Origin of the sequence: Pigmentiphaga sp. GD03639 (assembly GCF_029845405.1) — a bacterium.
In the GTDB taxonomy this organism is placed as follows: Bacteria; Pseudomonadota; Gammaproteobacteria; order Burkholderiales; family Burkholderiaceae_B; genus Pigmentiphaga; species Pigmentiphaga daeguensis.
Window position 1 is genome coordinate 266,284 of sequence record NZ_JAOCLR010000002.1, and the last position, 20,429, is coordinate 286,712.

21 protein-coding genes are annotated in these 20,429 nt (G+C 68.2%); 9 read left to right on the forward strand and 12 right to left on the reverse strand.

The features are described 5' to 3' along the window. Window position 1 precedes the first annotated feature (1 nt). Both N5K27_RS03250 and N5K27_RS03255 read left to right on the forward strand, forming a co-directional pair. Window positions 2-1,066 (forward strand): 2,5-dihydroxypyridine 5,6-dioxygenase, encoded by a 1,065-nt coding sequence (locus N5K27_RS03250; RefSeq protein ID WP_279814638.1) that lies wholly within the window; start codon window positions 2-4, stop codon window positions 1,064-1,066. Next, window positions 1,063-1,692: an isochorismatase family protein gene (locus N5K27_RS03255; protein WP_132979125.1), complete on the forward strand. Its 630-nt coding sequence runs from the start codon at window positions 1,063-1,065 to the stop codon at window positions 1,690-1,692. Before N5K27_RS03250 ends, N5K27_RS03255 begins: the two co-directional genes overlap by 4 nt. Window positions 1,693-1,718: 26 nt before the next feature. Here N5K27_RS03255 and N5K27_RS03260 read toward each other — a convergent pair whose 3' ends face one another. From N5K27_RS03260 to N5K27_RS03275, 4 genes are all read right to left on the reverse strand, one after another. After that, window positions 1,719-2,420, reverse strand: coding sequence for a TetR/AcrR family transcriptional regulator (locus N5K27_RS03260; protein WP_087841544.1), 702 nt, complete (start codon window positions 2,418-2,420; stop codon window positions 1,719-1,721). Between the two features lie 86 nt (window positions 2,421-2,506). Next, window positions 2,507-3,484: a 4,5-dihydroxyphthalate decarboxylase gene (locus N5K27_RS03265; RefSeq protein WP_087841545.1), complete on the reverse strand. Its 978-nt coding sequence runs from the start codon at window positions 3,482-3,484 to the stop codon at window positions 2,507-2,509. Between the two features lie 4 nt (window positions 3,485-3,488). Then, the gene (locus N5K27_RS03270) at window positions 3,489-4,490 is read right to left on the reverse strand and encodes a tripartite tricarboxylate transporter substrate binding protein (RefSeq protein WP_165963030.1); all 1,002 of its coding nucleotides are present in this window, start codon (window positions 4,488-4,490) and stop codon (window positions 3,489-3,491) included. A gap of 70 nt (window positions 4,491-4,560) precedes the next feature. Beyond that, window positions 4,561-5,292 (reverse strand): M24 family metallopeptidase, encoded by a 732-nt coding sequence (locus tag N5K27_RS03275; RefSeq protein ID WP_279814643.1) that lies wholly within the window; start codon window positions 5,290-5,292, stop codon window positions 4,561-4,563. A gap of 32 nt (window positions 5,293-5,324) precedes the next feature. Here N5K27_RS03275 and N5K27_RS03280 point away from each other — a divergent pair, with 32 nt between their 5' ends. Then, entirely contained in the window at window positions 5,325-5,930 is a 606-nt protein-coding gene (locus N5K27_RS03280) for a hypothetical protein (protein ID WP_254914703.1), read from the forward strand. Between the two features lie 12 nt (window positions 5,931-5,942). Here the strand turns inward: N5K27_RS03280 and N5K27_RS03285 are convergent, their stop codons facing one another. Further along, window positions 5,943-6,707: a sulfite exporter TauE/SafE family protein gene (locus N5K27_RS03285; protein WP_243724386.1), complete on the reverse strand. Its 765-nt coding sequence runs from the start codon at window positions 6,705-6,707 to the stop codon at window positions 5,943-5,945. 96 nt (window positions 6,708-6,803) lie between these two features. On the opposite strand from N5K27_RS03285, the gene N5K27_RS03290 reads away from it, so the two are divergent. Then, on the forward strand, window positions 6,804-7,736 hold the full coding sequence (locus tag N5K27_RS03290; RefSeq protein ID WP_087841549.1) for a LysR substrate-binding domain-containing protein: 933 nt from the start codon (window positions 6,804-6,806) through the stop codon (window positions 7,734-7,736). On the opposite strand, the gene lysA is transcribed toward N5K27_RS03290, so the two are convergent. Both lysA and N5K27_RS03300 read right to left on the reverse strand, forming a co-directional pair. After that, a complete protein-coding gene (gene lysA, locus N5K27_RS03295; RefSeq protein WP_279814645.1) occupies window positions 7,723-9,015 on the reverse strand; it encodes a diaminopimelate decarboxylase in 1,293 nt (430 codons plus the stop codon). The two genes, N5K27_RS03290 and lysA, sit on opposite strands and share 14 nt — an antisense overlap. Continuing rightward, window positions 9,012-9,272: a lipoprotein gene (locus N5K27_RS03300; RefSeq protein WP_243724385.1), complete on the reverse strand. Its 261-nt coding sequence runs from the start codon at window positions 9,270-9,272 to the stop codon at window positions 9,012-9,014. The genes lysA and N5K27_RS03300 overlap by 4 nt, the downstream gene beginning before the upstream one ends. A gap of 64 nt (window positions 9,273-9,336) precedes the next feature. Here N5K27_RS03300 and cyaY point away from each other — a divergent pair, with 64 nt between their 5' ends. Next, window positions 9,337-9,678, forward strand: coding sequence for an iron donor protein CyaY (gene cyaY / locus N5K27_RS03305; RefSeq protein ID WP_087841552.1), 342 nt, complete (start codon window positions 9,337-9,339; stop codon window positions 9,676-9,678). A gap of 125 nt (window positions 9,679-9,803) precedes the next feature. Here cyaY and N5K27_RS03310 read toward each other — a convergent pair whose 3' ends face one another. Further along, window positions 9,804-12,167: a penicillin-binding protein 1A gene (locus tag N5K27_RS03310; protein WP_087841553.1), complete on the reverse strand. Its 2,364-nt coding sequence runs from the start codon at window positions 12,165-12,167 to the stop codon at window positions 9,804-9,806. A gap of 287 nt (window positions 12,168-12,454) precedes the next feature. Between N5K27_RS03310 and N5K27_RS03315 the strand changes: the two genes are divergently transcribed. The 3 genes from N5K27_RS03315 to N5K27_RS03325 are packed head-to-tail and all read left to right on the forward strand — an operon-like array spanning window position 12,455 to window position 15,264. Continuing rightward, window positions 12,455-12,991, forward strand: a complete 537-nt coding sequence (locus N5K27_RS03315; protein WP_087841599.1) for a shikimate kinase — start codon at window positions 12,455-12,457, stop codon at window positions 12,989-12,991. Beyond that, window positions 12,988-14,097 (forward strand): 3-dehydroquinate synthase, encoded by a 1,110-nt coding sequence (gene aroB, locus N5K27_RS03320; RefSeq protein ID WP_279814649.1) that lies wholly within the window; start codon window positions 12,988-12,990, stop codon window positions 14,095-14,097. The genes N5K27_RS03315 and aroB overlap by 4 nt, the downstream gene beginning before the upstream one ends. Before the next feature lie 30 nt (window positions 14,098-14,127). After that, window positions 14,128-15,264: a deoxyguanosinetriphosphate triphosphohydrolase gene (locus N5K27_RS03325; RefSeq protein ID WP_087841555.1), complete on the forward strand. Its 1,137-nt coding sequence runs from the start codon at window positions 14,128-14,130 to the stop codon at window positions 15,262-15,264. Window positions 15,265-15,324: 60 nt separating this feature from the next. On the opposite strand, the gene N5K27_RS03330 is transcribed toward N5K27_RS03325, so the two are convergent. The 4 genes from N5K27_RS03330 to N5K27_RS03345 form a co-directional block, all read right to left on the reverse strand. Then, on the reverse strand, window positions 15,325-16,560 hold the full coding sequence (locus N5K27_RS03330) for an MFS transporter (RefSeq protein ID WP_087841556.1): 1,236 nt from the start codon (window positions 16,558-16,560) through the stop codon (window positions 15,325-15,327). Between the two features lie 77 nt (window positions 16,561-16,637). After that, a complete protein-coding gene (gene tsdA, locus N5K27_RS03335; RefSeq protein WP_087841557.1) occupies window positions 16,638-17,618 on the reverse strand; it encodes a gamma-resorcylate decarboxylase in 981 nt (326 codons plus the stop codon). 234 nt (window positions 17,619-17,852) lie between these two features. Next, window positions 17,853-19,085, reverse strand: a complete 1,233-nt coding sequence (locus N5K27_RS03340; RefSeq protein WP_279814653.1) for an acyl-CoA dehydrogenase family protein — start codon at window positions 19,083-19,085, stop codon at window positions 17,853-17,855. 68 nt (window positions 19,086-19,153) lie between these two features. Further along, window positions 19,154-19,663 (reverse strand): flavin reductase family protein, encoded by a 510-nt coding sequence (locus tag N5K27_RS03345; protein ID WP_243724384.1) that lies wholly within the window; start codon window positions 19,661-19,663, stop codon window positions 19,154-19,156. 127 nt (window positions 19,664-19,790) lie between these two features. Here N5K27_RS03345 and N5K27_RS03350 point away from each other — a divergent pair, with 127 nt between their 5' ends. Then, window positions 19,791-20,264, forward strand: coding sequence for a MarR family transcriptional regulator (locus N5K27_RS03350; protein ID WP_087841601.1), 474 nt, complete (start codon window positions 19,791-19,793; stop codon window positions 20,262-20,264). Window positions 20,265-20,429 lie beyond the last annotated feature (165 nt).

Genomic DNA, 20,429 nt, shown 5'->3' on the forward strand with positions numbered 1-20,429 from the left:
TATGGCTGTCAGCGATTCCGATTTGATCCAGGCATGGACCCAGGTCCTGACGCTGTCGCGCCTGAAGCGCGGCGACACCGTCACGGTATTGACCACCGAGGGCGTGACCCATCCCCAGACCCTGCGCTGCGCGATGACCGCCGCCGGGCTGCTGGGCGCGCGCGTCAACCGGCTGGATCTGGCGCCCGTCAACGGCGAGAAATCGCTCAGCCGCGATTCCCTGGCCTACCTGGGCACCACGCCCTTGAGCGGCAACCGCGCGGCCATCGCCGCGCTCAAGGCCAGCGATCTGGTGGTCGATCTGATGACCCTGCTTTTCTCGCCCGAGCAGCACGACATCCTGCAAGGGGGAGGCAAGATCCTGCTGGCCGTCGAGCCGCCCGAGATCCTGCTGCGCATGGTCCCCAACGAAGCGGACCGCGCACGCGTGCTGGCCTGCGGGGCGCTGCTGGAACGTTCGCGCGAGATGCGGGTGACGTCGGCGGCGGGTACCGACCTGGTCTGTCCGTTGGGCGAGTTCCCGGTGGTCAAGGAGTACGGCTTCGTGGACGAGCCGGGCCGCTGGGACCACTGGCCCAGCGGCTTCGCCCTGACCTGGCCGAACGAGCGGGCCACGCGCGGCCGCATCGTGGTGGACAAGGGCGACATCCTGCTGCCGATGAAGTCGTACGTCAGCGATCCCATCGTGATGGAGGTGGAGGACGGCTACGTCACGTCCATCACGGGCGGCATGGACGCCGAACTGCTCAGCGACTACATGGAATCCTTCAACGACCCGGAAGCCTATGCCATGTCGCACATCGGCTGGGGGGCGCAGAACCGCGCGCGCTGGTCCACGCTGGGGCTGTACGATCGCGAGGCCACGATAGGCATGGATGCGCGCGCCTACGCCGGCAACTTCCTGTTCTCGCTCGGGCCCAACAACGAGGTGGGCGGGTCCCGCAGCACCGCGTGCCACATGGACATTCCGCTGCGCCGCTGCACGGTGTCGCTGGACGGCCGCGAGGTGGTGGCCGAGGGCCGCCTGATCGAGGAGCGGCTGGCCGAGGCGGAGGCCGCATCATGAGCAAGGACGGCAACGACCGCGCGGTCTACGCCCGCCAGGGTTTCGGCGCGGGGCTGGTGCCCGAGCCTCCGTTCGGCCTGCTCGTTGTCGACTTCGTCAACGGCTTCGCCGATCCGGCCATCTTCGGCGGCGGCAACATCCCCGCGGCCATCGAGGCCACGCGTCCGTTGCTCGCGCTGGCGCGCGGACGCGGCTGGCCCGTCGCTCACACGCGCATCGTCTACGCGGACGATGGCGCCGATGCCAATGTCTTTTCCGCCAAGGTGCCGGGAATGCTGGGCCTGACCGAAGCCGCGCCGGCCAGCGCCATCGTGCCGGAACTTGCGCCCCTGCCGGGAGAGCTGGTGGTGCGCAAGAACGTGCCGTCGGCATTCTTCGCCACCGGCCTTGCCCCGTGGCTGACGCAGCGGGGCGTGCGCACGCTCGTGGTGGCCGGTTGCGTGACCAGCGGCTGCGTGCGCGCGAGCGTGGTCGATGCCATGTGCTGGGGCTTCCGGCCGGTGGTGCTGGCCGATTGCGTGGGCGACCGCGCCGTCGGACCTCATGAGGCCAGCCTGTTCGACATGGCGCAGAAGTACGCCGAGGTCATGGACTACGCCGACCTGCTCCGCCGGCTGGACGACTGAAAGGCCGGGGGGCGCCCCGGCCCGCGCTAGGGGGCCTGCATGCCGCCGGTCACGAAGCGGGTGACCTGGTCGATCAGGCTGTCGGTGTCGTCCGGATCGTAAAGACCCGGGGGCGCCATTTCTTCCATGCGGTGGGTATCCGAGAACGCATACAGATAGGTACCCACCATCAAGGTGACGCGCCAGTACGCGTCCAGCTCCGGCAGGTTGGGTAGTGCCTTGCGCACCGCGTCCACGTAGAGCCGCGTGGAGCTGCCGTAGGCGTCGGTTCGCAGCTTGTAGGAAATCTGCGGCGGTTCGGTGTGCAGGCGGGCCTGCAGGCGCAGGAACGACCGCCCCTCGGGCGTCGCGCGAAAGGCCAGCGTGGGCATCAGGAAGGCCTGTACGACATCGCGTACCTTGGGCCGGCCAGGCTTGGCCTGCAACTGCGCCAGGTTCTCCAGGCGCTGCTGCGAAATGATCTGGCTGCGGCGCATGAACACGGCTTCGTACAGGCCGTACTTCGAACCGAAGTAGTAGTTGATCAGTGCCTGCGTGACCTTGGCCTGGTCGGCGATCTCCCGCAAGGTGGTACCCGCGTAGCCCAGGTTGGAAAAGAGTTCTTCCGCCGCATCGAGTATGTCGTCCCGGACGACGCTGGTGCCCTCGGGGCGGCCGGGGCCCTTCTGGCCGGCCTTGCGCCTGGTTTGGGCTGCGGGGGCGCCCCGGCGGCCGCTGACCAATTTCATAAGCGATTAATTAAATATTGGCTGCGAAGCCTCCATGCTAAGGCTTTTCGCGCACGTGGGCCACGCCCCGGCGCGCCTGTCGCGCGTCAGCGTAGCGCGAACACCTCGTCCGCGGACCATGCGCGATCCAGGTAGCCATCGGCATGCAGCATGGCGGAGAAGGCCTCCAGGGTCGCGCGGTTGCGCGCTACGCCATAGGGCCAGGGATCCGCGCCGAAGGCGGCCTGCGTTTCTTCCACGTGGTCCATCAGCCAGGGCAGCGTGGCGGCCAGCGCGCCGCTGAATCGCAGCCGCTGCCAGGCCTGGTCCTTGGCCTGTTCGCACGCCCGCACCAGCGCGGGCGCCAGCCACGGATGCGCCTCGTGGCGATCGCGGCGCAGAACCAGGGCGTGCATGATGGGGAACACGCCGGTCGCCTCGTAGTAGGCGGCTTCCACGCGCCTGTAGTCCGGAAACAGCCGCCGCACGGCGGGGTGCCTGCCGTACGAGCGGGGGATGAAGGCGCCGATGAGCGCGTCGATGCCGCCCTGGGCCAGCATGTCCGACAGACATGTGGTGGCCGGGATGCGTTGCCATTGCAACGGGCGGCTGGGGCGCAGCTCCATGATGTCGCCGCCGGCGACGCCATATTCGTTCACGCCGCCTTCGTACCATTCGGCGTTCGCCAGGTCGACGCCGTAGCCGTCGCGCAGCAGGCCGCGGATCCAGACCGCGGCCGTCATCTGGTGGCCTTGCACGCCGATGCGCTTGCCGGCGAGATCGGCGGGCGACCGGATGCCCGCGTCCTCGTTCACGAAGATGAAGCCGTGGCGGAACATGCGCGACGGGAACACCGGCAGCGTGACGAAGTTGGCGCGGCGCTGCGCGGTCAGCGCGTAGCAGTGCGTGAGCGACATCTCGGCGACGTCGAAGGCGCCGTGTTCGATCATGGGACTGAAGATGTCCACCGGCCGCTGGCGCACGTGCGGGACGATGCGCACGCCGTCGATCGCCACGCTGCCGTCGTACAGCCCTTGCAGGCGGTCGTACGGACCCGCCGCGAAGCTGAGCTCGAGTCCGCTCATGGCGCTATTCCAGCTTGACGCCGGCTTCGCGCACCATCGCGCCCCAGCGGTCGAATTCCGACTTGAGCATGGTCTTCATCTCGGCCGGGCTGTTGGGCTTGGGATCGTGCGAGGCGGCATGGATGCGGTCGATCAGGTCCGGCGATTTCAGCGCGGCGGCGACTTCGGCATTGAGCTTGTCGACGATCTCGGGCGGGGTGCCCGCCGGCGCGAACAGCGCGATGGCCGAGTCGATCTTGAAGCCCGGCACGCCGGCTTCTTCCATCGTCGGCACGTCGGGCATGGCCGAGGCCCGCTGGCTGCCGGTCACGGCCAGCACGCGCACCCGCTTGGACTGGAGCAGCGGCTGGATCGGACCGGAATCGGTGATGCCGGCCTGCACCTCGCCCGCCGCCACGGCGGCCGCGGCGGGGCCGCCTCCCTTGTACTGCACCGGAACCATGTCCAGGTCCAGCGAACGCTTCAGCAATTCGCCCGCCAGGAAGGTCTGGCTGCCGACGCCGGTCACGGCATAGCTCAGGGCGCCCGGCTTGGCCTTGGCGGCGGCGATCAGGTCGCGCACCGACCGGATGGGCGAGTCTTCCTTGACCGACACCACCAGGCCGCTGGTCGCCAGCAGCGAGATGGGGGCGAGGTCCTTGAGCGGGTCGTAGCCGGCCTTGGTCAGGTGCACGGTCACCGTCACCGCGCCCAGCGAGGTCAGCAGCAGCGTGTAGCCGTCGGGCTTGGCGCGCGTGACCGCGCCCACGCCTATCGTGCCGCCGGCGCCGGCACGGTTCTCGATGAACACTGTCTGGCCCATGCGTTCGGTCAGCTTCTGCGCCAGCGAGCGCGCGATCACGTCGACGCTGCCGCCGGGCGCGTAGGGCACGATGACCTGTACCGGGCGGTCCGGGTAGCGTTGCGCGTGGGCCGCGGGGGCGGCAAGCGCGGTCGCGGCGGCCAGGGTGGACGCGAGGGCGTATCGCGCGGGAAGGCGGTAGGGGGTCGATCCGTTGCGTTGCATGGCGTGCCTCCAGAAGGGGAAGGGCAGGGGTGATGCGGCGAAGCGCCGCGCCGGGGCGCGGCGGGCGGGCTCAGAGCTCGATGACGGTCTTGGGGGTCTTGTGCAGGCATTCCCCCGGCCCGTCGGGGCCGATGATGTAGTTGTCGCAGACGGTGGTGAAGACGCTGGCGGTGGCATGGCCGGGGTGGACCACGATGTTCATGCCGGCGGCGATGGGCATGGTCTCGTCCTCGCGTATCAGCGGACGCTCGACCATGTCGTAGCCCTGGCCGTGGGCATACAGGCGCGTTTCCTCGCGCATGCCGCGGGCACGCATGAAGGCGTTGTGGGCGGCCAGGATGTCGGCGGGCATCGCGCCGGGCTTGAGGTGGTCCAGCGTGTGGCGCTGGGCCTCGACCAGCAGGGCCATGGTGTCCAGCAGTTCCTGCGAGGCCTTGCCCAGCACGAAGGTACGGGCCAGTTCGCCGTAGTAGCCGCCCGGGCCGTTGTTCTCGATCAGCAGCGTGAAGGCGTCGCCTTCGCGCATCTCCCTGCCTTGCTGGTGGCGGGGCTTGTACATCGCGGCTCGGCCGGCGGGCGAGGACGAGCCGATGAACAGCCCCTGTTCGCTGCCGCGCAGCTGGCCCGCGTACTGGGCGTAGGCGGCGACCTCGAAATCCATCATGCCGGGGCGGATGTGGCGGGCCAGGGCCTGCAGTACCTCGTCCTGCATGGCCGCCATGCGGCCGATGGCCTCGATCTCGTCGGCGCTCTTGATGGCCTTGATGTGGTCGACCATGTCGGTGGCATCGACGAAGCGCACCGAGCCCGCCGTATTTCTATACCGTCGAGCTGCTGCGCAAGTACGGCCTCGCGCCCAACGACGTGCAATGGGTGTCGACCGGCACCGATGCCGCGTCGCGCGCCAGCATGCTGCTGGGCGGTCAGGTGGATGCCGGGCTGCTGACGGCGCCGTCGTACTTCAAGCTGGAAACCCAGGGCCTGAAGGTGCTGACCGAGCTGCCCGACCACGAGGACATCTACGTCAGCACGGCCTTCCTCCACAAACGCAGCTACCTGGCCGAGCAGCGAGGCCGGGCCGAGGGCCTGATCCGCGCCCACGCCGAGGCGATCAAGCGTTTCTACGATGACAAGGCCTTCGCCGTGGCGACCTTCAAGGCGTTTGACCAGCCCGAGAGCGAGGCCGACATAAGCCGGGTCTACGACATCTACGTCAAGCGCAACGTGCTCGACCGCGTACCTCTGATTTCCAAGGCCGCCATCCAGGCCACCATCGACCGGCTGGCGGAGCAGACGCCGGCGGTGCGCAAGCTGGACCTGGGCAAGGTCGTGGACAACAGCCTGGTGCTCAAGCTGGTCAAGGACGGATGGTTCGAGCAGACTTTCGGCTCGGCCGTGCGCGAGGAGCAGGAGCGCAAGATCGCCGGTGCGCTGGGCTGATGCCGCCGGCGGTCATGATGCGAAGTAGCGCAAGACCAGGACCGCGCCCGAGGCCAGCACGACCAGCGCCACCAGGCGCAGGAAGGCCTCGCGGCTCAGCGCCAGCGTGATCCGCCGCCCTGCCCAGGTGCCCAGCAGCATGGCCGGCGCCAGCATCAGCGCGGTGGCCAGCAGTCCGGTGTCGGCATAGACGCCGGCCGCCAGGAAGAACACGGCGCGCGTGAAGGTGGCCAGGCCGATCAGGGTGCTTTGCGTGACGCGAATGTCGTTCTTGTCCCGCAGGCGGCCGGCCAGGTAGATGGCATAGATGAAACCGCCGCTGCCGAACAGCGCGGAGAACACGCCACCCACCGTACCGAAGGCATAGGCCGACCCTGGCGGCAGCGTCCGGTGCGGACGAAAGCCGCTCAGGGAATACAGCGAGTAGGCGATGGCGAACACGCCCAGCAACAGGAGCAGGGCGTCCGGCCGGCTGCGCAGCAGGACGACGGCGCCCACCAGGCTGCCGAGCACCATCGCCGGTACCAGCCGACGCAGCTCGCCCATCGACGCGTGGCGCACGTCGCGCGCCACGCTGGTGGTGGCCGCGGCGAAGTCCAGCAAGGCCAGGAGCGGTACGATGGTGGCCACCGGCACGAAGTTGGCCAGCAGCGGGCCGGCGACCAGCGCGGTGCCGAAGCCCGCCATGCCGAAGATGACGTAGGCCGCTGCCACGCCGGCGAACATCAGCGCGAACTGGGAAAGCGGAACGGGAAGCAGGAAGAGAAGGGCATCCACGGCTGGGCTCGATCGGGGCAACGGCAGCAGTCTGAGCCCTGCGCGCGTGGCGGTCCAATTCTAAAATCAGGCCTCATCCATCTCATCGCGCGATAAATGTTCTCGGTCAGGCAGCTTGGATACTACGTGGCGATCGTCGAGGCCGGCAGCTTCAGCGAGGCGGCCGAGCGGCTGCACGTGGCACAGTCGGCGCTGAGCCGGCAGATCAAGCTGCTGGAGGAAGAGGTGGGCGTGGCGCTGCTGGCGCGCACCACGCGACAGGTGGAAATGACGGCGGCGGGAAGGGCCTTCCACGAGGACGCGGTGCGCATGCTGGCGGGGCTGGGCGAGATGGCGGGCCGCGCGCGCCAGGCCGAGCGCGGCGTGCAGGGCAGCGTGGCGCTGCTGCATTCCAGTTCCGTGCCGCTGGGCCGGTCGCTGCTGGCGCCGCTGCGGCGCCACCTGTCGCGCCAGCCCGGTGTCAGCCTGTCGATCTCGTCCGCATCGTCCGAGCAGCAGGCGCAGGACATCCAGGACGGACGCGCGGACCTGGGCCTGGCCCGCGCGCCGGTGCTACGGCAGCTGCCCGACGTGCTGACGGAGGTCCTGTACGAGGAAGCGCTGGTGCTGGCCGTGCCGGCGGAACATCCGCTGGCGGGGCGGGACGCGGTGCCGCTGCATGCCCTGCGCGGCGAACGCTTCGTGTCGCTGCCGCATGCCCATCGGGGCGGGTTGAGCTATCGGGTGGTGGAACTGTGCCGGCAGGCCGGGTTCTTTCCCCTGGCCGCGCAGGCGGTGTCCCGCAAGGCGACCCTGCTGCGGCTGGTGGAGCTGGGGTTCGGCGTCGCGCTGGTGCCGGCGGACATGGCGGCCGACGCGCGCGCCGAGGTGCGCCTGGTGGCGTTGGCCGAGTGCGATGCCCGCACCCAGGTGCTGCTGCACGTCCACCGTTCGCCCACGCCGCAGGCCCGCCAGGTCGCCGATGCGCTGCGCGCGGCCTGCGCGGGTTGGCGAGGACTGGGCCGCGCGGACCCGGTCAGCCCAGGGTAGATTCCAGCGCCAGCAACTGCTCGACGGTTTCGCGCGCCCGCACGACATGGTAGTGGTCGCCGTCCACCATGACTTCGGCGGCGCGCGGGCGGGTGTTGTAGTTGCTGGCCATGACCATGCCGTAGGCGCCCGCCGATTCCACGGCCAGGTAGTCGCCTTCGCGCACGGCCAGGTCGCGGTCCTTGGCCAGCCAGTCGCCGCTCTCGCACACCGGCCCGACCACATCGTAGCGTCCGGTGGCCTCGTCCGCGCGCGGCGCCACGGCCAGCACGCCGTGGTAGGCCTCGTACAGCGTCGGGCGGATCAGGTCGTTCATGGCCGCGTCGACGATCAGGAAATTCTTCGCTTCCGTGGGCTTGAGGTACTCCACGCGCGTCACCAGCAGGCCGGCGTTGCCGACCAGGGAACGGCCGGGTTCCAGCACGATCTGGCGCGAGCCGTAGCCGCGTGCGTCGATGCGTTCGAACACGCGGGACAGCAGGTCGGCGGGGGCCAGCGCGGTCTCGTCGGCGTAGCGGATGCCCAGGCCGCCGCCCAGGTCCAGGTGCTCGACCCGGATGCCGTCGGCCGCCAGCTTGTCGAGCAGGTCGAGCAGCTTGTCCAGCGCGTCCAGGAAGGGGGCGGTCTCGGTGATCTGCGAGCCGATGTGGCAGTCGACGCCCACGATCTCGATCCCCGGCAGCGAGGCCGCGGTCCGGTAGGCCGCGGGGGCGTCGTCGATGGCGATGCCGAACTTGTTTTCCTTCAGGCCGGTCGAGATGTAGGGATGGGTCTTGGGGTCGACGTCGGGGTTCACGCGCAGCGATACCGGCGCGCGCTTGCCCATCGCCTGCGCGACCTCGGACAGGCGGTGCAGTTCGGGCACGGATTCGACGTTGAAGCACTTGACGCCCGCTTCCAGCGCCAGGCGCATTTCGGCGGCCTGCTTGCCTACGCCCGAGAAGACCACCTTGGCCGGATCGCCGCCCACCGCCAGCACGCGCTGCAGCTCGCCCGCGGACACGATGTCGAATCCGGCTCCCATGCGCGCGAATTCCCGCAGCACCGCCAGGTTGGAGTTGGCCTTCATGCCGTAGCAGACCAGCACGTCGCGCGAGCCGATGCCGCGCCGGTAGGCGTCGTAGGCGGCGTGCAGCGCGGCGCGCGAATAGACGTACAGCGGCGTGCCCAGCTGGTCGGCCAGCCGGGCCACGGATACGCCTTCGGCGTGGAGCACGCCGTCGCGATAGGCAAAGTGGGGGCTGCCGACCGGAGTGGGCAGGGAAGCGGGGGTGGTCATTGTGTCAGGGGGGTATGCGAGATGGATTCGTTGCGCCGGGAGATGTCGTCGACGTCGCCCGTGGTCTTGGACACCGGCGCGGGGGCGGGCTGCACGGCCGGCGCGGGCGCCGTGGGGGCCGGCTGGGCAGGCAGGTAGAGCGGGCCCTTGATGCCGCAGGCGGCCAGCAGCGCGAGCGGCAGGACCGCCAGCAGGGGAGCCAGGCGGCGCCCGGCCGGCCGGGCGCCGATGGCTACAATGCCGGTATCAGCAACCAACGAGGGGTCTGGGCATGCGGCGCGCGCAGGGCGCGTGGGTTTCATGTCGGACATAGTCGAAATTATGAACGAAAGCGAGTTTCTTGCCTTGGCCGACGCCATCCTGGATTCCATCGAGCGGCAGGCCGACGTGTGGTTCGAGCAGCGCGACATCGATATCGAGGCGACGCGCAGCGGCAACGTGCTGACGCTGACCTTCGCCGATCGCAGCCAGGCGGTCATCAACAGCCAGGCGCCCATGCAGGAAATGTGGGTGGCGGCGCGCAGCGGCGGGTTCCATTATCGCCTGAAGGACGGGAAGTGGCTGGATACGCGGTCTGGCGAGGAACTGGCGCGGGCGTTGTCGCGGATTTGTTCCGAGCAGTCGGGGGAGGAGATTGTGGTAGAGGAACTGCCGGTTCGGTGAGTTCTAAACACGGCTGGTCCGGGGCACCGAATGCGCCGTCCGGCCTCTCGGCGCCCCGGACCCAGCCTGCGGCGTCTTGTGGTGGTGGCCGCCCGTGGGGGTATGGCGGGCGGGCGTAGGGGCGGTCAGGGCAGGTATTCCGGGCGGGTGTTGCCGCCGCCGCTGGTGCTGCCCGAGCTGCCGCCATTGCCATTGATCAGGTTGCCCAGGCTGTCGATCAGCCGCGACATGGGATCGGTCGAGGGGGGCGGCAGTCCTACGGTGGCGACGGCCTGGCCGGGCGGGAATTCGGCGAAATAGTAGTCGCCGTTCTGCACGATGATGCCGGGGGGCATGGGCTGTTCGCGCTGGGGGATGTCCTTGAGCGCGCGCTGCATGTATTTCAGCCAGATCGGCATGGCGGCGCCGCCGCCGGTTTCGCGCACGCCCAGCGAGCGGGGCTGGTCGTAGCCCAGCCAGGCGACGCCCACGAGGCCGGGGGTGTAGCCGGCGAACCAGGCGTCCACCGAGTTGTTGGTGGTGCCGGTCTTGCCCGCCACGTCCTGGCGCTTGAGCGACAGGGCGGCGCGGGCGGTGCCGGTGCGGACGACGTCGCGCAGCATGGAGTCGGCGATGTAGGCCGTGCGGGCGTCGATGGCGCGCAGCGATTCGTCGCCCGCCTTGGTCGGGCGAGCCTGCATCAGGACGCGGCCGGTGCTGTCGGTGACCTTGTCGATCAGGTAGGGGGTGACGCGGTAGCCGCCGTTGGCGAAGACGGAATAGGCGCCGGCCATCTGCAGCGGCGTGACCGAACCCGCTCCCAGCGCCATGGTCAGGTAGGCGGGGTGGCGGGCGGCGTCGAAGCCGAAACGGGTGATGTAGTCCTGGGCGTACTGCGGACCGATGCTTTGCAGCACGCGGATCGACACCATGTTCTTGGACTTGGCCAGCCCCTGGCGCATGGTCATGGGGGGCTCGTTCTTGCCGTCGTAGTTCTTCGGTTCCCAGCGCTGCGAGCCGGTGGCCGAGGCTTCGAGCACGAACGGATCGTCGGAAATGATGGTGGCGGGAGTCAGGCCCCGTTCCAGCGAAGCCGCGTAGATGAAGGGCTTGAAGCTGGAGCCGGGCTGGCGCCAGGCCTGGGTGACGCGGTTGAACTTGCCGCTGTGGAAATCGAAGCCGCCGACCATGGCGCGGATGGCGCCGTTTTGCGGGTCGGTGGAGACGAAGGCCGCCTGGACCTGGGGCGTTTGCAGGATTTCCCACTCGTTTCCGGTCTTCAGGATGCGGACGATGGCGCCGCGGCGGATGCGCACCGAAGGCTGGGCCTTGGCCGACAGCGCCGGCTGCACGAACTTGAGCCCCTTGCCGGTGATGTCGATGATCTCGCCCGAGCTGCGGGCCACGCGGACCTTGTTGGCATCGGCGGCCAGGACCACGGCGGACAGCAGGGTATCGCTGTCGGGATAGTCGTTCAGGGCGTCGTCGACCGCCTCGTTCAGCTTCTCGGGGTTGTTGTCGATGCCATTGGGCAGGTCGACGAAGGCCTCGGGGCCGCGGTAGCCGTGGCGGCGCTCGTAGTCCAGCACGCCGTCGCGCAGCGAATCGTAGGCGGCATCCTGCATGTCCCGGTTCACGGTCGTATAGACGTTCAGGCCGCGGGTGTAGGTCTCTTCCTTATAGATGTCGTAGACCAGCTGGCGAGCCAGCTCGGCCACGTATTCGGCGCGCACGCCGAATTCTCCGCCCAGTTGCCGGACCTGCTGCTTTTCGTCCAGGGCGGCGCGGTATTCGGGCTCGGTCAGATAGCCCAGGCTCAGCATGCGCTGCAGCACGTATTGCTGGCGCAGCTTGGCGCGGGTCGGGTTGACCACCGGGTTGTAGCGCGACGGGGCCTTGGGAATGCCGGCCAGCATCGCGGCCTCGGCGGCGGTGATCTCCGACAGCGGCTTGCCGTAATAGATGCGGGCCGCCGAGGCGAAGCCGTAGGCGCGCTGGCCCAGGTAGATCTGGTTGATGTAGAGCTCCAGGATCTGGTCCTTGGTCAGGTTGGCCTCGATCTTGAAGGTCAGCAGGATTTCGTAGAGCTTGCGGGTCCAGGTCTTTTCCGACGACAGGTAGAAATTCCGGGCCACCTGCATGGTGATCGTGCTGGCGCCCTGGCTCTTGGACAGGTTCACCATGTTGGTGAGGGCCGCGCGCATGACGCCGGACCAGTCTATGCCGCCATGTTGGTAGAAACGGTCGTCTTCTGCCGACAAGATCGCCGATTTGAGTACATCGGGTACGTCGCGGATGCGCACGACGTTGCGCCTTTCCTCGCCGAATTCGCCGATCAGGGCATTGTCCGCGGTGTAGATCCGCAGCGGCATCTTCGGATGGTAGTCGGTCAGGGCGTCGAGGTCGGGCAGGTTCGGGTAGGCGAGGGCCAGCGCCAGCCCCACCAGGAGGGCGCCACAAACGGCCAGCCCGGCCAGAACGCCGGCGACCTTCAGGAGAATACGGGACATGAGGAAGCAGCTTCTCGTGCGAGGACGAGACCCATTATAGGAACATCGAAACGGATCGGCTTATAGACCGCCCGGCGGCCCGGGCGTTCCTGTAACAGTTGGTGTGCCGGGTCCCGGGGGCCGATTTTCCGCTTCCGGCCCTCTTGCGGGATAATGCATCTTATATCGATATCTTTCTGTGGCTTCGGCCTCACGAGCTAGTGGATCAGGTCTCTTACGATTCATGCGCGGCCGCCGCCACGGGGCCGGCAGGCACGGTGTTCGTGCCGCCCGTTTTTCTCGTCGGCATGATGGGGGCGGGCAAAACCACGATCGGCCGCGGCCTGGCCCGGGCGTTGTCGCGCCAGTTCCTGGACGTGGACCTGGTGCTGGAAGCGCGCTGCGGGGTCCGGGTGCCCACCATTTTCGAACTGGAAGGCGAGGCCGGCTTCCGGCGCCGCGAAACCCATGCGCTGGACGAATGCAGCCGGATTTCCGGGGTAGTCCTGGCCACCGGCGGCGGCGCCGTGCTGGCCGAGGAAAACCGCCGCATGCTGCAGCAGCGCGGCACGGTCGTCTACCTCAGGGCCAAGGCCGAGGAGCTCTACCAGCGTACCCGCTACGACCGCAACCGGCCGCTGCTGCAGACGGCCGATCCGCTGGGCCGCATCACCGAGCTGCTGCGCCAGCGCGAACCCCTGTACGAGGAAATCGCCGACCTCGTCGTCGATACCGGCAAGGTGTCGGTGGCGCGGCTGGTCGGCCGCATCCTGCCCATGCTCGCAACCTGCAACAAGCAGGTCCGGCCGCCCGCCGCCGACCTGCCCCCGCTGGAGTGTCTATGAAAGAAGTCCGTGTCGAGACCCCGGGCGGGAGCTATCCCATACGGATCGCCCCCGGCCGCCTCGATCGCCTGGCCGAGGCCGTGCCGGCCGACGCCACCACCCTGGTCGTGGTCACCAATCCCACCGTGGCGGCGCTGTACGCCGAGCGCGCCGAGCAGGCCCTGGCGGCCACCGGCCGGCCCATCCTGCGCATCGAGCTGCCCGACGGCGAGCAATACAAGGATTGGCAGACCCTGAACCTGATCTTCGACGCCATGCTGGCCCGGCACTGCGACCGCAAGGCCGTGATCGTCGCGCTGGGCGGCGGCGTGATCGGCGACATCGCCGGCTTCGCCGCCGCGGTCTACATGCGCGGCATCCGCTTCATCCAGGTGCCCACCACGCTGCTGTCGCAGGTCGATTCGTCGGTGGGCGGCAAGACCGCCGTCAACCACCCCATCGGCAAGAACATGATAGGCGCGTTCTACCAGCCGATCGCCGTGGAAATCGACACCGACGTGCTGTCCACGCTGCCCGCGCGCGAGGTCTCCGCCGGGCTGGCCGAGGTCATCAAGTACGGTGCCATCCTGGATGCCGACTTCTTCGCCTGGTGCGAGGCCCACGCCCGGGACCTGCGCGCGCTCGAACCGGGCGCGCTGGCCGTGGCCATCGCCCGTTCGTGCGAACTCAAGGCCTACGTCGTCTCGCAGGACGAACGGGAAACCGGCTTGCGCGCCATCCTGAACTTCGGCCATACCTTCGCCCACGCCATCGAGGCCGGGCTGGGCTTCGGCGCCTGGCTGCACGGCGAGGCCGTCGGCTGCGGCATGGTGCAGGCGGCGGAGCTCTCGGCGCTGGCCGCCGGGCTGCCGCCGGCCGACGCCGAACGCATCCGCGGCCTGGTGCTGGCCATCGGCTGCCCGGTGTACGCGCCCGACCTGGGGCCCGACCGCTGGTTCGACCTGATGCAGGGCGACAAGAAAACCGAAGGCGGCCAGATCCGCTTCATCCTCTTGCCCAGGCTGGGGGAAGCGGTACGGACCCCGGCCGAGGCCGGACTGGTCCGGCAGGTCCTGGACCGGACCGTCGCCAAGACAGCGGGCGAGCAGCCAGCCACGCTCGCCTGACCCCGCCCACTCCGGAGGAGCCCCGACGTCATGCCCCAAGTCCTCGCTCCCTACGCCGCCGACCCGGCCGCCACCCGCGGCCGGCGCCACCCCGAAGCCCCGCCCCAGGGGCGTTCCGAATTCCAGCGCGACCGCGATCGCATCATCCATTCCAACGCCTTCCGGCGGCTGGAGTACAAGACCCAGGTCTTCGTGAACCACGAGGGCGACCTGTTCCGCACCCGGCTCACGCACAGCCTGGAAGTGGCGCAGATCGCGCGGTCCATCGCGCGCAACCTGGGCCTGAACGAAGACCTCGTCGAAGCCATTTCCCTGGCCCATGACCTGGGCCACACCCCGTTCGGGCATGCCGGACAGGATGTGCTGCACGCCTGCATGCAGGAGTTCGCACCCGAGGCCGGCGGCTTCGAGCACAACCTGCAAAGCCTGCGCGTGGTGGACGAACTCGAGGAACGCTACGGCGACTTCAATGGCCTGAACCTGTGCTTCGAGACCCGCGAGGGCATCCTCAAGCACTGCTCGCTGACCCGGGCGGCGCGCCTGGGCGACGTGGGCGAGCGCTTCCTGAACCGCACCCAGCCTTCGCTGGAAGCGCAACTGACCAACCTGTCGGACGAGATCGCCTACAACAACCACGACATCGACGACGGCCTGCGCTCCGGCCTCGTCTCGCTGGAGCAGATGCGGCAGGTCGGCATCTTCAACCGCCATCATGCCGAGGTCGTGCAGCGCTACCCGGACCTGCCCGAGCGGCGTGCCATCACCGAAACGGTGCGGCGCATGATCAACACCCTGATCATCGACCTGACCGAGACCACGGCGGCCCGCATCGCCCGGCACCAGCCGGCCTCCATCGACGACGTGCGCCGCGCGCCGCCGCTGGCGGGCTTCAGCCCCGAAGTGAAGGCCGAGGCCGAGGAACTCAAGATCTTCCTGCGCGACAACCTGTATCGCCACTATCGGGTGCTGCGCATGACCACCAAGGCCAAGCGCGTGCTGCGCGACCTCTTCATCGCCTTCCTGGACGACCCGCGCCTGTTGCCGCCGCAGTACCAGGCACGGGCCAACGTGGATCAGCCGCGGGCCATTGCCGACTACATCGCGGGGATGACCGACCGGTATGCGATCAAGGAGCACCGGCGGTTGTTCCTGGTGAGCGACGAGTAGCGGCGGGGGGGGGCGGCCATCCGCCCCGCTTCCCGATGCATTGCGGTGGCGCCGTGCTGGTCAATGCGCCGCCTGCAACACCTCCGACCGATTGCCGCCGCCATTCTGGCGAGGGTAGGTATAGGCGCCGAGCCGCAACACCAGCATCGCCGAAGCCAGCAGGACCAGGCTCAATCCGGCCAATGCCGACGAATAGCTTCCCGTCGCGTCGAACACGAGCCCCATGACATAGGGGCCTCCGCCGGACCCCGCCATAAAGGCTGCGAACAGATAGCCATAGATCTCGCCGAAGCTCTTCAAGCCCAGGTAGCGCGACAGCAGGAAGGCGATCAGGTCTACTTCCGCGCCCAGGCCCAGCCCTATCAGCACGACCGCGACGGCCGCATAGGCGGGCGACGGGTTGGCGAGCAGCAGGGCGATGCCGGCTACCGGGACCAGGAAGAAGAAGGCCGCCACGTAGGGCGCGAAGATGCGGTCGAGCAGGAAGCCAGCCAGCAGCCTGCCTCCGATGAGCGCGAGGCCGGCGAAGCCCAGCGCCGAGGTGGCGAGCGTGGCGGCAATGCCGCGGTCGACCAGCAGCGGAACCACGTGGGCGATGACGCCGTTCGTGGCCAGGGCGACGCCCGCAAAGGCGATGGCCAGTTTCCAGAACAGGGGGCTGCGCAGCGCCTGTCGACCGGTCAGTCCGGGCAACGCCGGCAGGCCGTCGGCCGCGGCGCGATGGGGCGGTTCGCGCACCGCCAGGCCGACTGCGGTAAACCCGACCACGAAGGTGAGCGCCGCCAGCCCGACGTATGCGCCGCGCCAGCCCACGTGCGCGACCAGCGCCTGGGCGAACTGGGGAACCAGCGCCGCTCCCAGGCCGACGCCGGACATGGCCACGCCCAGCGCCAGCCCGCGCTTGTCGTCGAACCAGGCGGCAATGGCCTTGGCGTAGGGCAGGGGCGTCTGGCCCGCCGCGGCGATGCCCATCAGCGCATAGATGATCATGAACTTCGCCGGCGTATCGGCCAGGAAGGCCAGCGCGACCATCGCGAGCGCGAACAGCGTGATGGCCGGCAGGGTGACGGCGCGCACGCCGTGGCGGTCGGCGAGCCTTCCGGCCAGTGGCACGCATAGCGCGGTCACGCATAGCCCGATCACCAGGGCCAGCGATGTGGTGGAACGCGACCAGCCGAACTCGCTGGTGACCGGCAGCAGAAACACGCCGAAGGTGAATTGCATGATAGGACCGTTGCCGACCAACAGGCCGAACACGGATCCGACCACGATCCACCATCGATTGATCGTCTTCATTGTCTTCCTCCTGATGGCTCGGGCCATCTATGGGATGGGATCGCCGGCCGGATGCGATGTCCGGCCGGGGGGGGCGATTACCGGTCCAGCTTGAACAGCCGCGCCGCATTGGCGCTGCCTATCTTGAGCCGGTCGGCTTCGCTGATGCTGGTTGAGTCGAACCATTCGGCCGCATGGTCGATGTTCTCGAACGGCCAGTCGGTGGAGAACAGGATGCGGTCGGCGCCGATCTCGAGGATGGCATCGATCAGCGTCTGCGTGCGGAAGTTGCCCGAGGTGGTCAGGTAGAAGTTCTCGTTGAAGTAGTCGACGATCTTCCTCTTGGCCGGATACTTCGGCTTGGCCTTGAGCCAGGCGTTGCGGTGGTCGATGCGCCACATGCTGTAGGGCAGGCCTTCTCCCATGTGGCCCAGGATGATGCGCAGCGCCGGAAACTGGTCGAATAGGCCCGAGCCCATCAGCCGCAGGGCATGCACCGCCGTTTCCTGCCCGAATGCCCACGTCGGTCCGAGCAGCCAGCCGTGTCCGTCGTAGATGCCGGCGTCGGGTGGCAACGGATTGCGCGGATGCAGGTAGAACGGGACGTCGAGCGTCTGGACGGTTGCCCAGAACGGCAGGTACTGCGGCATGTCGTAGTACAGCGGCTTGGAATGCCGCACGTCTTCGGAGAATCCGTTGACCAGCGCGCCGACGAAACCCAGGTCCTTCACGCAGCGCTCCAGTTCGGCCGCCGCGAGTTCCGGCTCCTGCATGGCCAGCGCGGCAAAGCCGCGGAACCGGTCCGGCCGCTTGGCCACTTCCTCCGCCAGGAAGTCGTTGGCCCTGCGGGCCGTCTCATGCGCCTTGCGGTGGTCCCCGATGGCCTGCACCGCCGGCGCGTTCAGCGACAGGATCATGACCTCGATGCCATGCTCGTCCATCAGGCGCAGCCGCCTGTCCTGGATATCGAGCAGCCGCGACTTCAGCTCCGGCCAGTCCTTCTCCGGCACGAAGCCCGCCGAATCCATCAGGGTCTCTTCCGTGGCGAAATGCTCTTCCAGCGCGATTTTTCCTTTCATCTCTTTCTCCTGTACATGCAGTCAGAAAATGCAAGATCCCAATTCACGCAGCACGCGGTGCCCGGGATCTAGTACGAGCTTCTTGAGGTGTCACGCCACTGCTACCGCTGGCAGCCAGCGAAGCACCGGTGCCCCAACCCAAAAAAGCGGCCTTAGACCCAGGATGCGGTGGATCCGGCTCCGCCGGTCCACCCGCATCGCCCCCTGGGGGGCGCCCGAAGGGCGTAGGGGGGGTCAATATTGCCCGCGCGGCGCCAACCCCAGCGCCATCTGCCCGTACATCGTGCCCACCGCATCCCAGTTCATGCTGATGTGGCGGCCGACCGCGTTGATGTCGCGCCAGGCCCGCTGCACCGGGTTGTCCATCTGCAGGCCCGCGCCGCCGGTGGACGCGTTGAGGGCCTCGACCGCCCGCAGCGCCAGCGATACCGCGAACGACTGGCCGCGCCGGCAAACGATGCGGTCTTCCTCGGTCACGGCATGGCCGCCGCCGACCCTGGCGGTGACCCAGCGCAGGTCGCGCAGAAGGATCTCCCGTGCCGCGTCCGCGCTGGCGGCCGCTTCCGCCACGCGCAACTGGACCGTGGCGAACTCGGCCATCTTCTGATGCGCGCCGGCCACCGCGCCGCGGGTGACGCGGCCGCTGGTGACCGCTACGTACTCGTCGAGTGCCCCCTGCGCGGCGCCTACCGCGACCGAGGCCAGGCACGAGGGAATGACGGTCAGCATGGGAATGCGGTAGCCGGGGACTTGCCGGTAATGCGCGGCCCCTGGAGTGTCGCCCGACGTGGTCTGGGCGAAGGTCAGCAGACGATGGGCGGGTACGTACACATCGTCGAGCACCAGTGTCTTGCTGCCTGTGCCCGCCAGCCCGACCACGTCCCATGTGTCGACGATGCGATAGTCCGTCGCGGGTACCAGCAGGAAGGCGGGCTCCAGGCGAGACGGATCGTCGGCGCACGGCACCATGGCGGCGCAGAGCGCCCACCGGGCGTTCTCGCAGCCACTGGCAAAACTCCAGCTTCCGCTCAGCCGCAGGCCGCCTGGCGCCGGCTGCGCCCGGCTTGCCGGCGCATACGACCCGCATAGCAGCGCATCGGGGTCGGCGCCCCAGACGTCGTGCTGCGCTTCGGCCGGAAAACCCGCCAGCAGCCATTGATGCGCGGCCAGCAGGCCGCACACCCAGGCGGTCGATGCGCAGTGCTGCGCAAGGAGCAGATTGGCCTCGACCAGTGCTGCGAAGCTCTGCTCCGCGCCGCCGTATGCAGCCGGCTTGACCAGGTCGAAGAAGCCGGTGGCGCGCACCCGTTCCATGTGGGCAGCGGGTATGCGGCGCGCGGCCTCCACTTCTCGCGCAGCGGCGCGCAAGCCGGGAGCCAGCTCGCGCAATGCGGCGACGAGGGGCGGGGAGGGCGCGTCCGTGCCGCCGGGCGGCGACAGAATGGCGTGTTCCGCGAAACTGCTCATGATGGTCTCCGAGTTATGTGCATGAATGGCCGGCCTGCCGGCGCGCGGTGCAAGGGAGTGGAAATGCGCTAGCCCGACGCCATGGGGATCGAGCGGCAATAGGTCGCGTTCTGGTAAAGCAGCGGGGCACTGCGGTCTGACAGCTGTACGTCGTCGACCTCGCCGATGAAGACGGTATGCGTGCCGAACGGAACGGCGAGCTTCTTGACGCAGAAGATGCGGGCCTGCGCCGAGGCCAGGTGCTTGATGCCTTCTTCGGTTTCGGCCCAGTCGCCCAGGGCAAACCGTTCGCCGGGCGCGACCGCGCCGCTGAAGGCGGCGGAGAGGTCCTGGTGTTCCTGCGCCAATACGTTGACGCAGAACCGCTCGGTCGAGGACATGATGTGATGCAGCAGCGTGCGGTTATTGATGCAGACCAGCAGCGCCGCGGGATCGAGCGATACAGAGGTGACCGCGGTGGCGGTCATGCCGTGGCCGCGCTCGCGGTCGCCAGCGGTGATGATGGAGACGGTGGCGGCGATGCTGCGCATGGCCTGGCGAAACGCGACTTGCACGTCGCCGGAAGGCGTGGCGGCCATGTGTCTTCCTCCATGTTCTTCGTACTGTTTGAACAGTTTCACATACAACAATTGAAAATACAACTATTGTAAAGTCCAAATCAGATAGGGGTTTTCTCTGCCCCGGTTCCTGAGCGCAGCCTTGACCATGTATCGATTGACCGATTCCTTTCCCTACTTGCTCAACCGCGTGGGCGTGCGCATAGGCGAGTTGTTCAGCAAGCGGCTCAAGCCTTATGACCTCACGCTGCCGATGTATCGCGTGCTGGTGTCGCTATGGGAAAGGGGCGACCAGAGACTGAACGAATTGGGCAAGGCGACCACGCTGGAGGTGTCGTCGCTGTCGCGGCTGATCGGCACCATGGAGGAGCGCGGCCTGGTGGTCCGGAACCGGCTGGAGGACAATGCGCGCGCCGTGGCGATCAATCTCACCGCGGAAGGAAGACGGCTGGCGGAAGAACTGATTCCGCTGGCTGTCGAATTCGAGGAGGTGGCCATCCACAGTTTCGGCCGGAGCGAAGTGGCGCGGCTGAAGTCGGCCATGCTCGACATCTACGAACACCTGAACGCGCTCGATCCGCGGCTGCTGGAACCGGGCCGCAAGCGCAAATCCGGACACTGAGCGCTCCAGCCCGCCCATCCGTTGCCAATACGGCAACGGACAGGCCGTGAAAAGGCAAGGTTCGAGTACGCCAACTGGCACAAGGTATGCATGAGTCGGGCGTGGCCTGGAACGGGGCGCCCGCATGCACCATCAGTGGGCATCCCGCCGCTCGGAGCAGCGAGG

Excerpts from the sequence above, each read along its gene's own strand:
- cyaY (WP_087841552.1), top strand. The coding sequence starts at position 9,337 with ATGAACGAAAGCGAGTTTCTTGCCTTGGCCGACGCCATCCTGGATTCC.
- N5K27_RS03290 (WP_087841549.1), top strand. The coding sequence starts at position 6,804 with ATGTTCTCGGTCAGGCAGCTTGGATACTACGTGGCGATCGTCGAGGCC.
- tsdA (WP_087841557.1), bottom strand. The coding sequence starts at position 17,618 with ATGAAAGGAAAAATCGCGCTGGAAGAGCATTTCGCCACGGAAGAGACC.
- N5K27_RS03330 (WP_087841556.1), bottom strand. The coding sequence starts at position 16,560 with ATGAAGACGATCAATCGATGGTGGATCGTGGTCGGATCCGTGTTCGGC.
- N5K27_RS03325 (WP_087841555.1), top strand. The coding sequence starts at position 14,128 with ATGCCCCAAGTCCTCGCTCCCTACGCCGCCGACCCGGCCGCCACCCGC.
- N5K27_RS03255 (WP_132979125.1), top strand. The coding sequence starts at position 1,063 with ATGAGCAAGGACGGCAACGACCGCGCGGTCTACGCCCGCCAGGGTTTC.
- lysA (WP_279814645.1), bottom strand. The coding sequence starts at position 9,015 with ATGACCACCCCCGCTTCCCTGCCCACTCCGGTCGGCAGCCCCCACTTT.
- N5K27_RS03270 (WP_165963030.1), bottom strand. The coding sequence starts at position 4,490 with ATGCAACGCAACGGATCGACCCCCTACCGCCTTCCCGCGCGATACGCC.
- N5K27_RS03340 (WP_279814653.1), bottom strand. The coding sequence starts at position 19,085 with ATGAGCAGTTTCGCGGAACACGCCATTCTGTCGCCGCCCGGCGGCACG.
- aroB (WP_279814649.1), top strand. The coding sequence starts at position 12,988 with ATGAAAGAAGTCCGTGTCGAGACCCCGGGCGGGAGCTATCCCATACGG.
- N5K27_RS03345 (WP_243724384.1), bottom strand. The coding sequence starts at position 19,663 with ATGGCCGCCACGCCTTCCGGCGACGTGCAAGTCGCGTTTCGCCAGGCC.
- N5K27_RS03250 (WP_279814638.1), top strand. The coding sequence starts at position 2 with ATGGCTGTCAGCGATTCCGATTTGATCCAGGCATGGACCCAGGTCCTG.
- N5K27_RS03315 (WP_087841599.1), top strand. The coding sequence starts at position 12,455 with ATGATGGGGGCGGGCAAAACCACGATCGGCCGCGGCCTGGCCCGGGCG.
- N5K27_RS03350 (WP_087841601.1), top strand. The coding sequence starts at position 19,791 with ATGTATCGATTGACCGATTCCTTTCCCTACTTGCTCAACCGCGTGGGC.
- N5K27_RS03310 (WP_087841553.1), bottom strand. The coding sequence starts at position 12,167 with ATGTCCCGTATTCTCCTGAAGGTCGCCGGCGTTCTGGCCGGGCTGGCC.
- N5K27_RS03260 (WP_087841544.1), bottom strand. The coding sequence starts at position 2,420 with ATGAAATTGGTCAGCGGCCGCCGGGGCGCCCCCGCAGCCCAAACCAGG.
- N5K27_RS03265 (WP_087841545.1), bottom strand. The coding sequence starts at position 3,484 with ATGAGCGGACTCGAGCTCAGCTTCGCGGCGGGTCCGTACGACCGCCTG.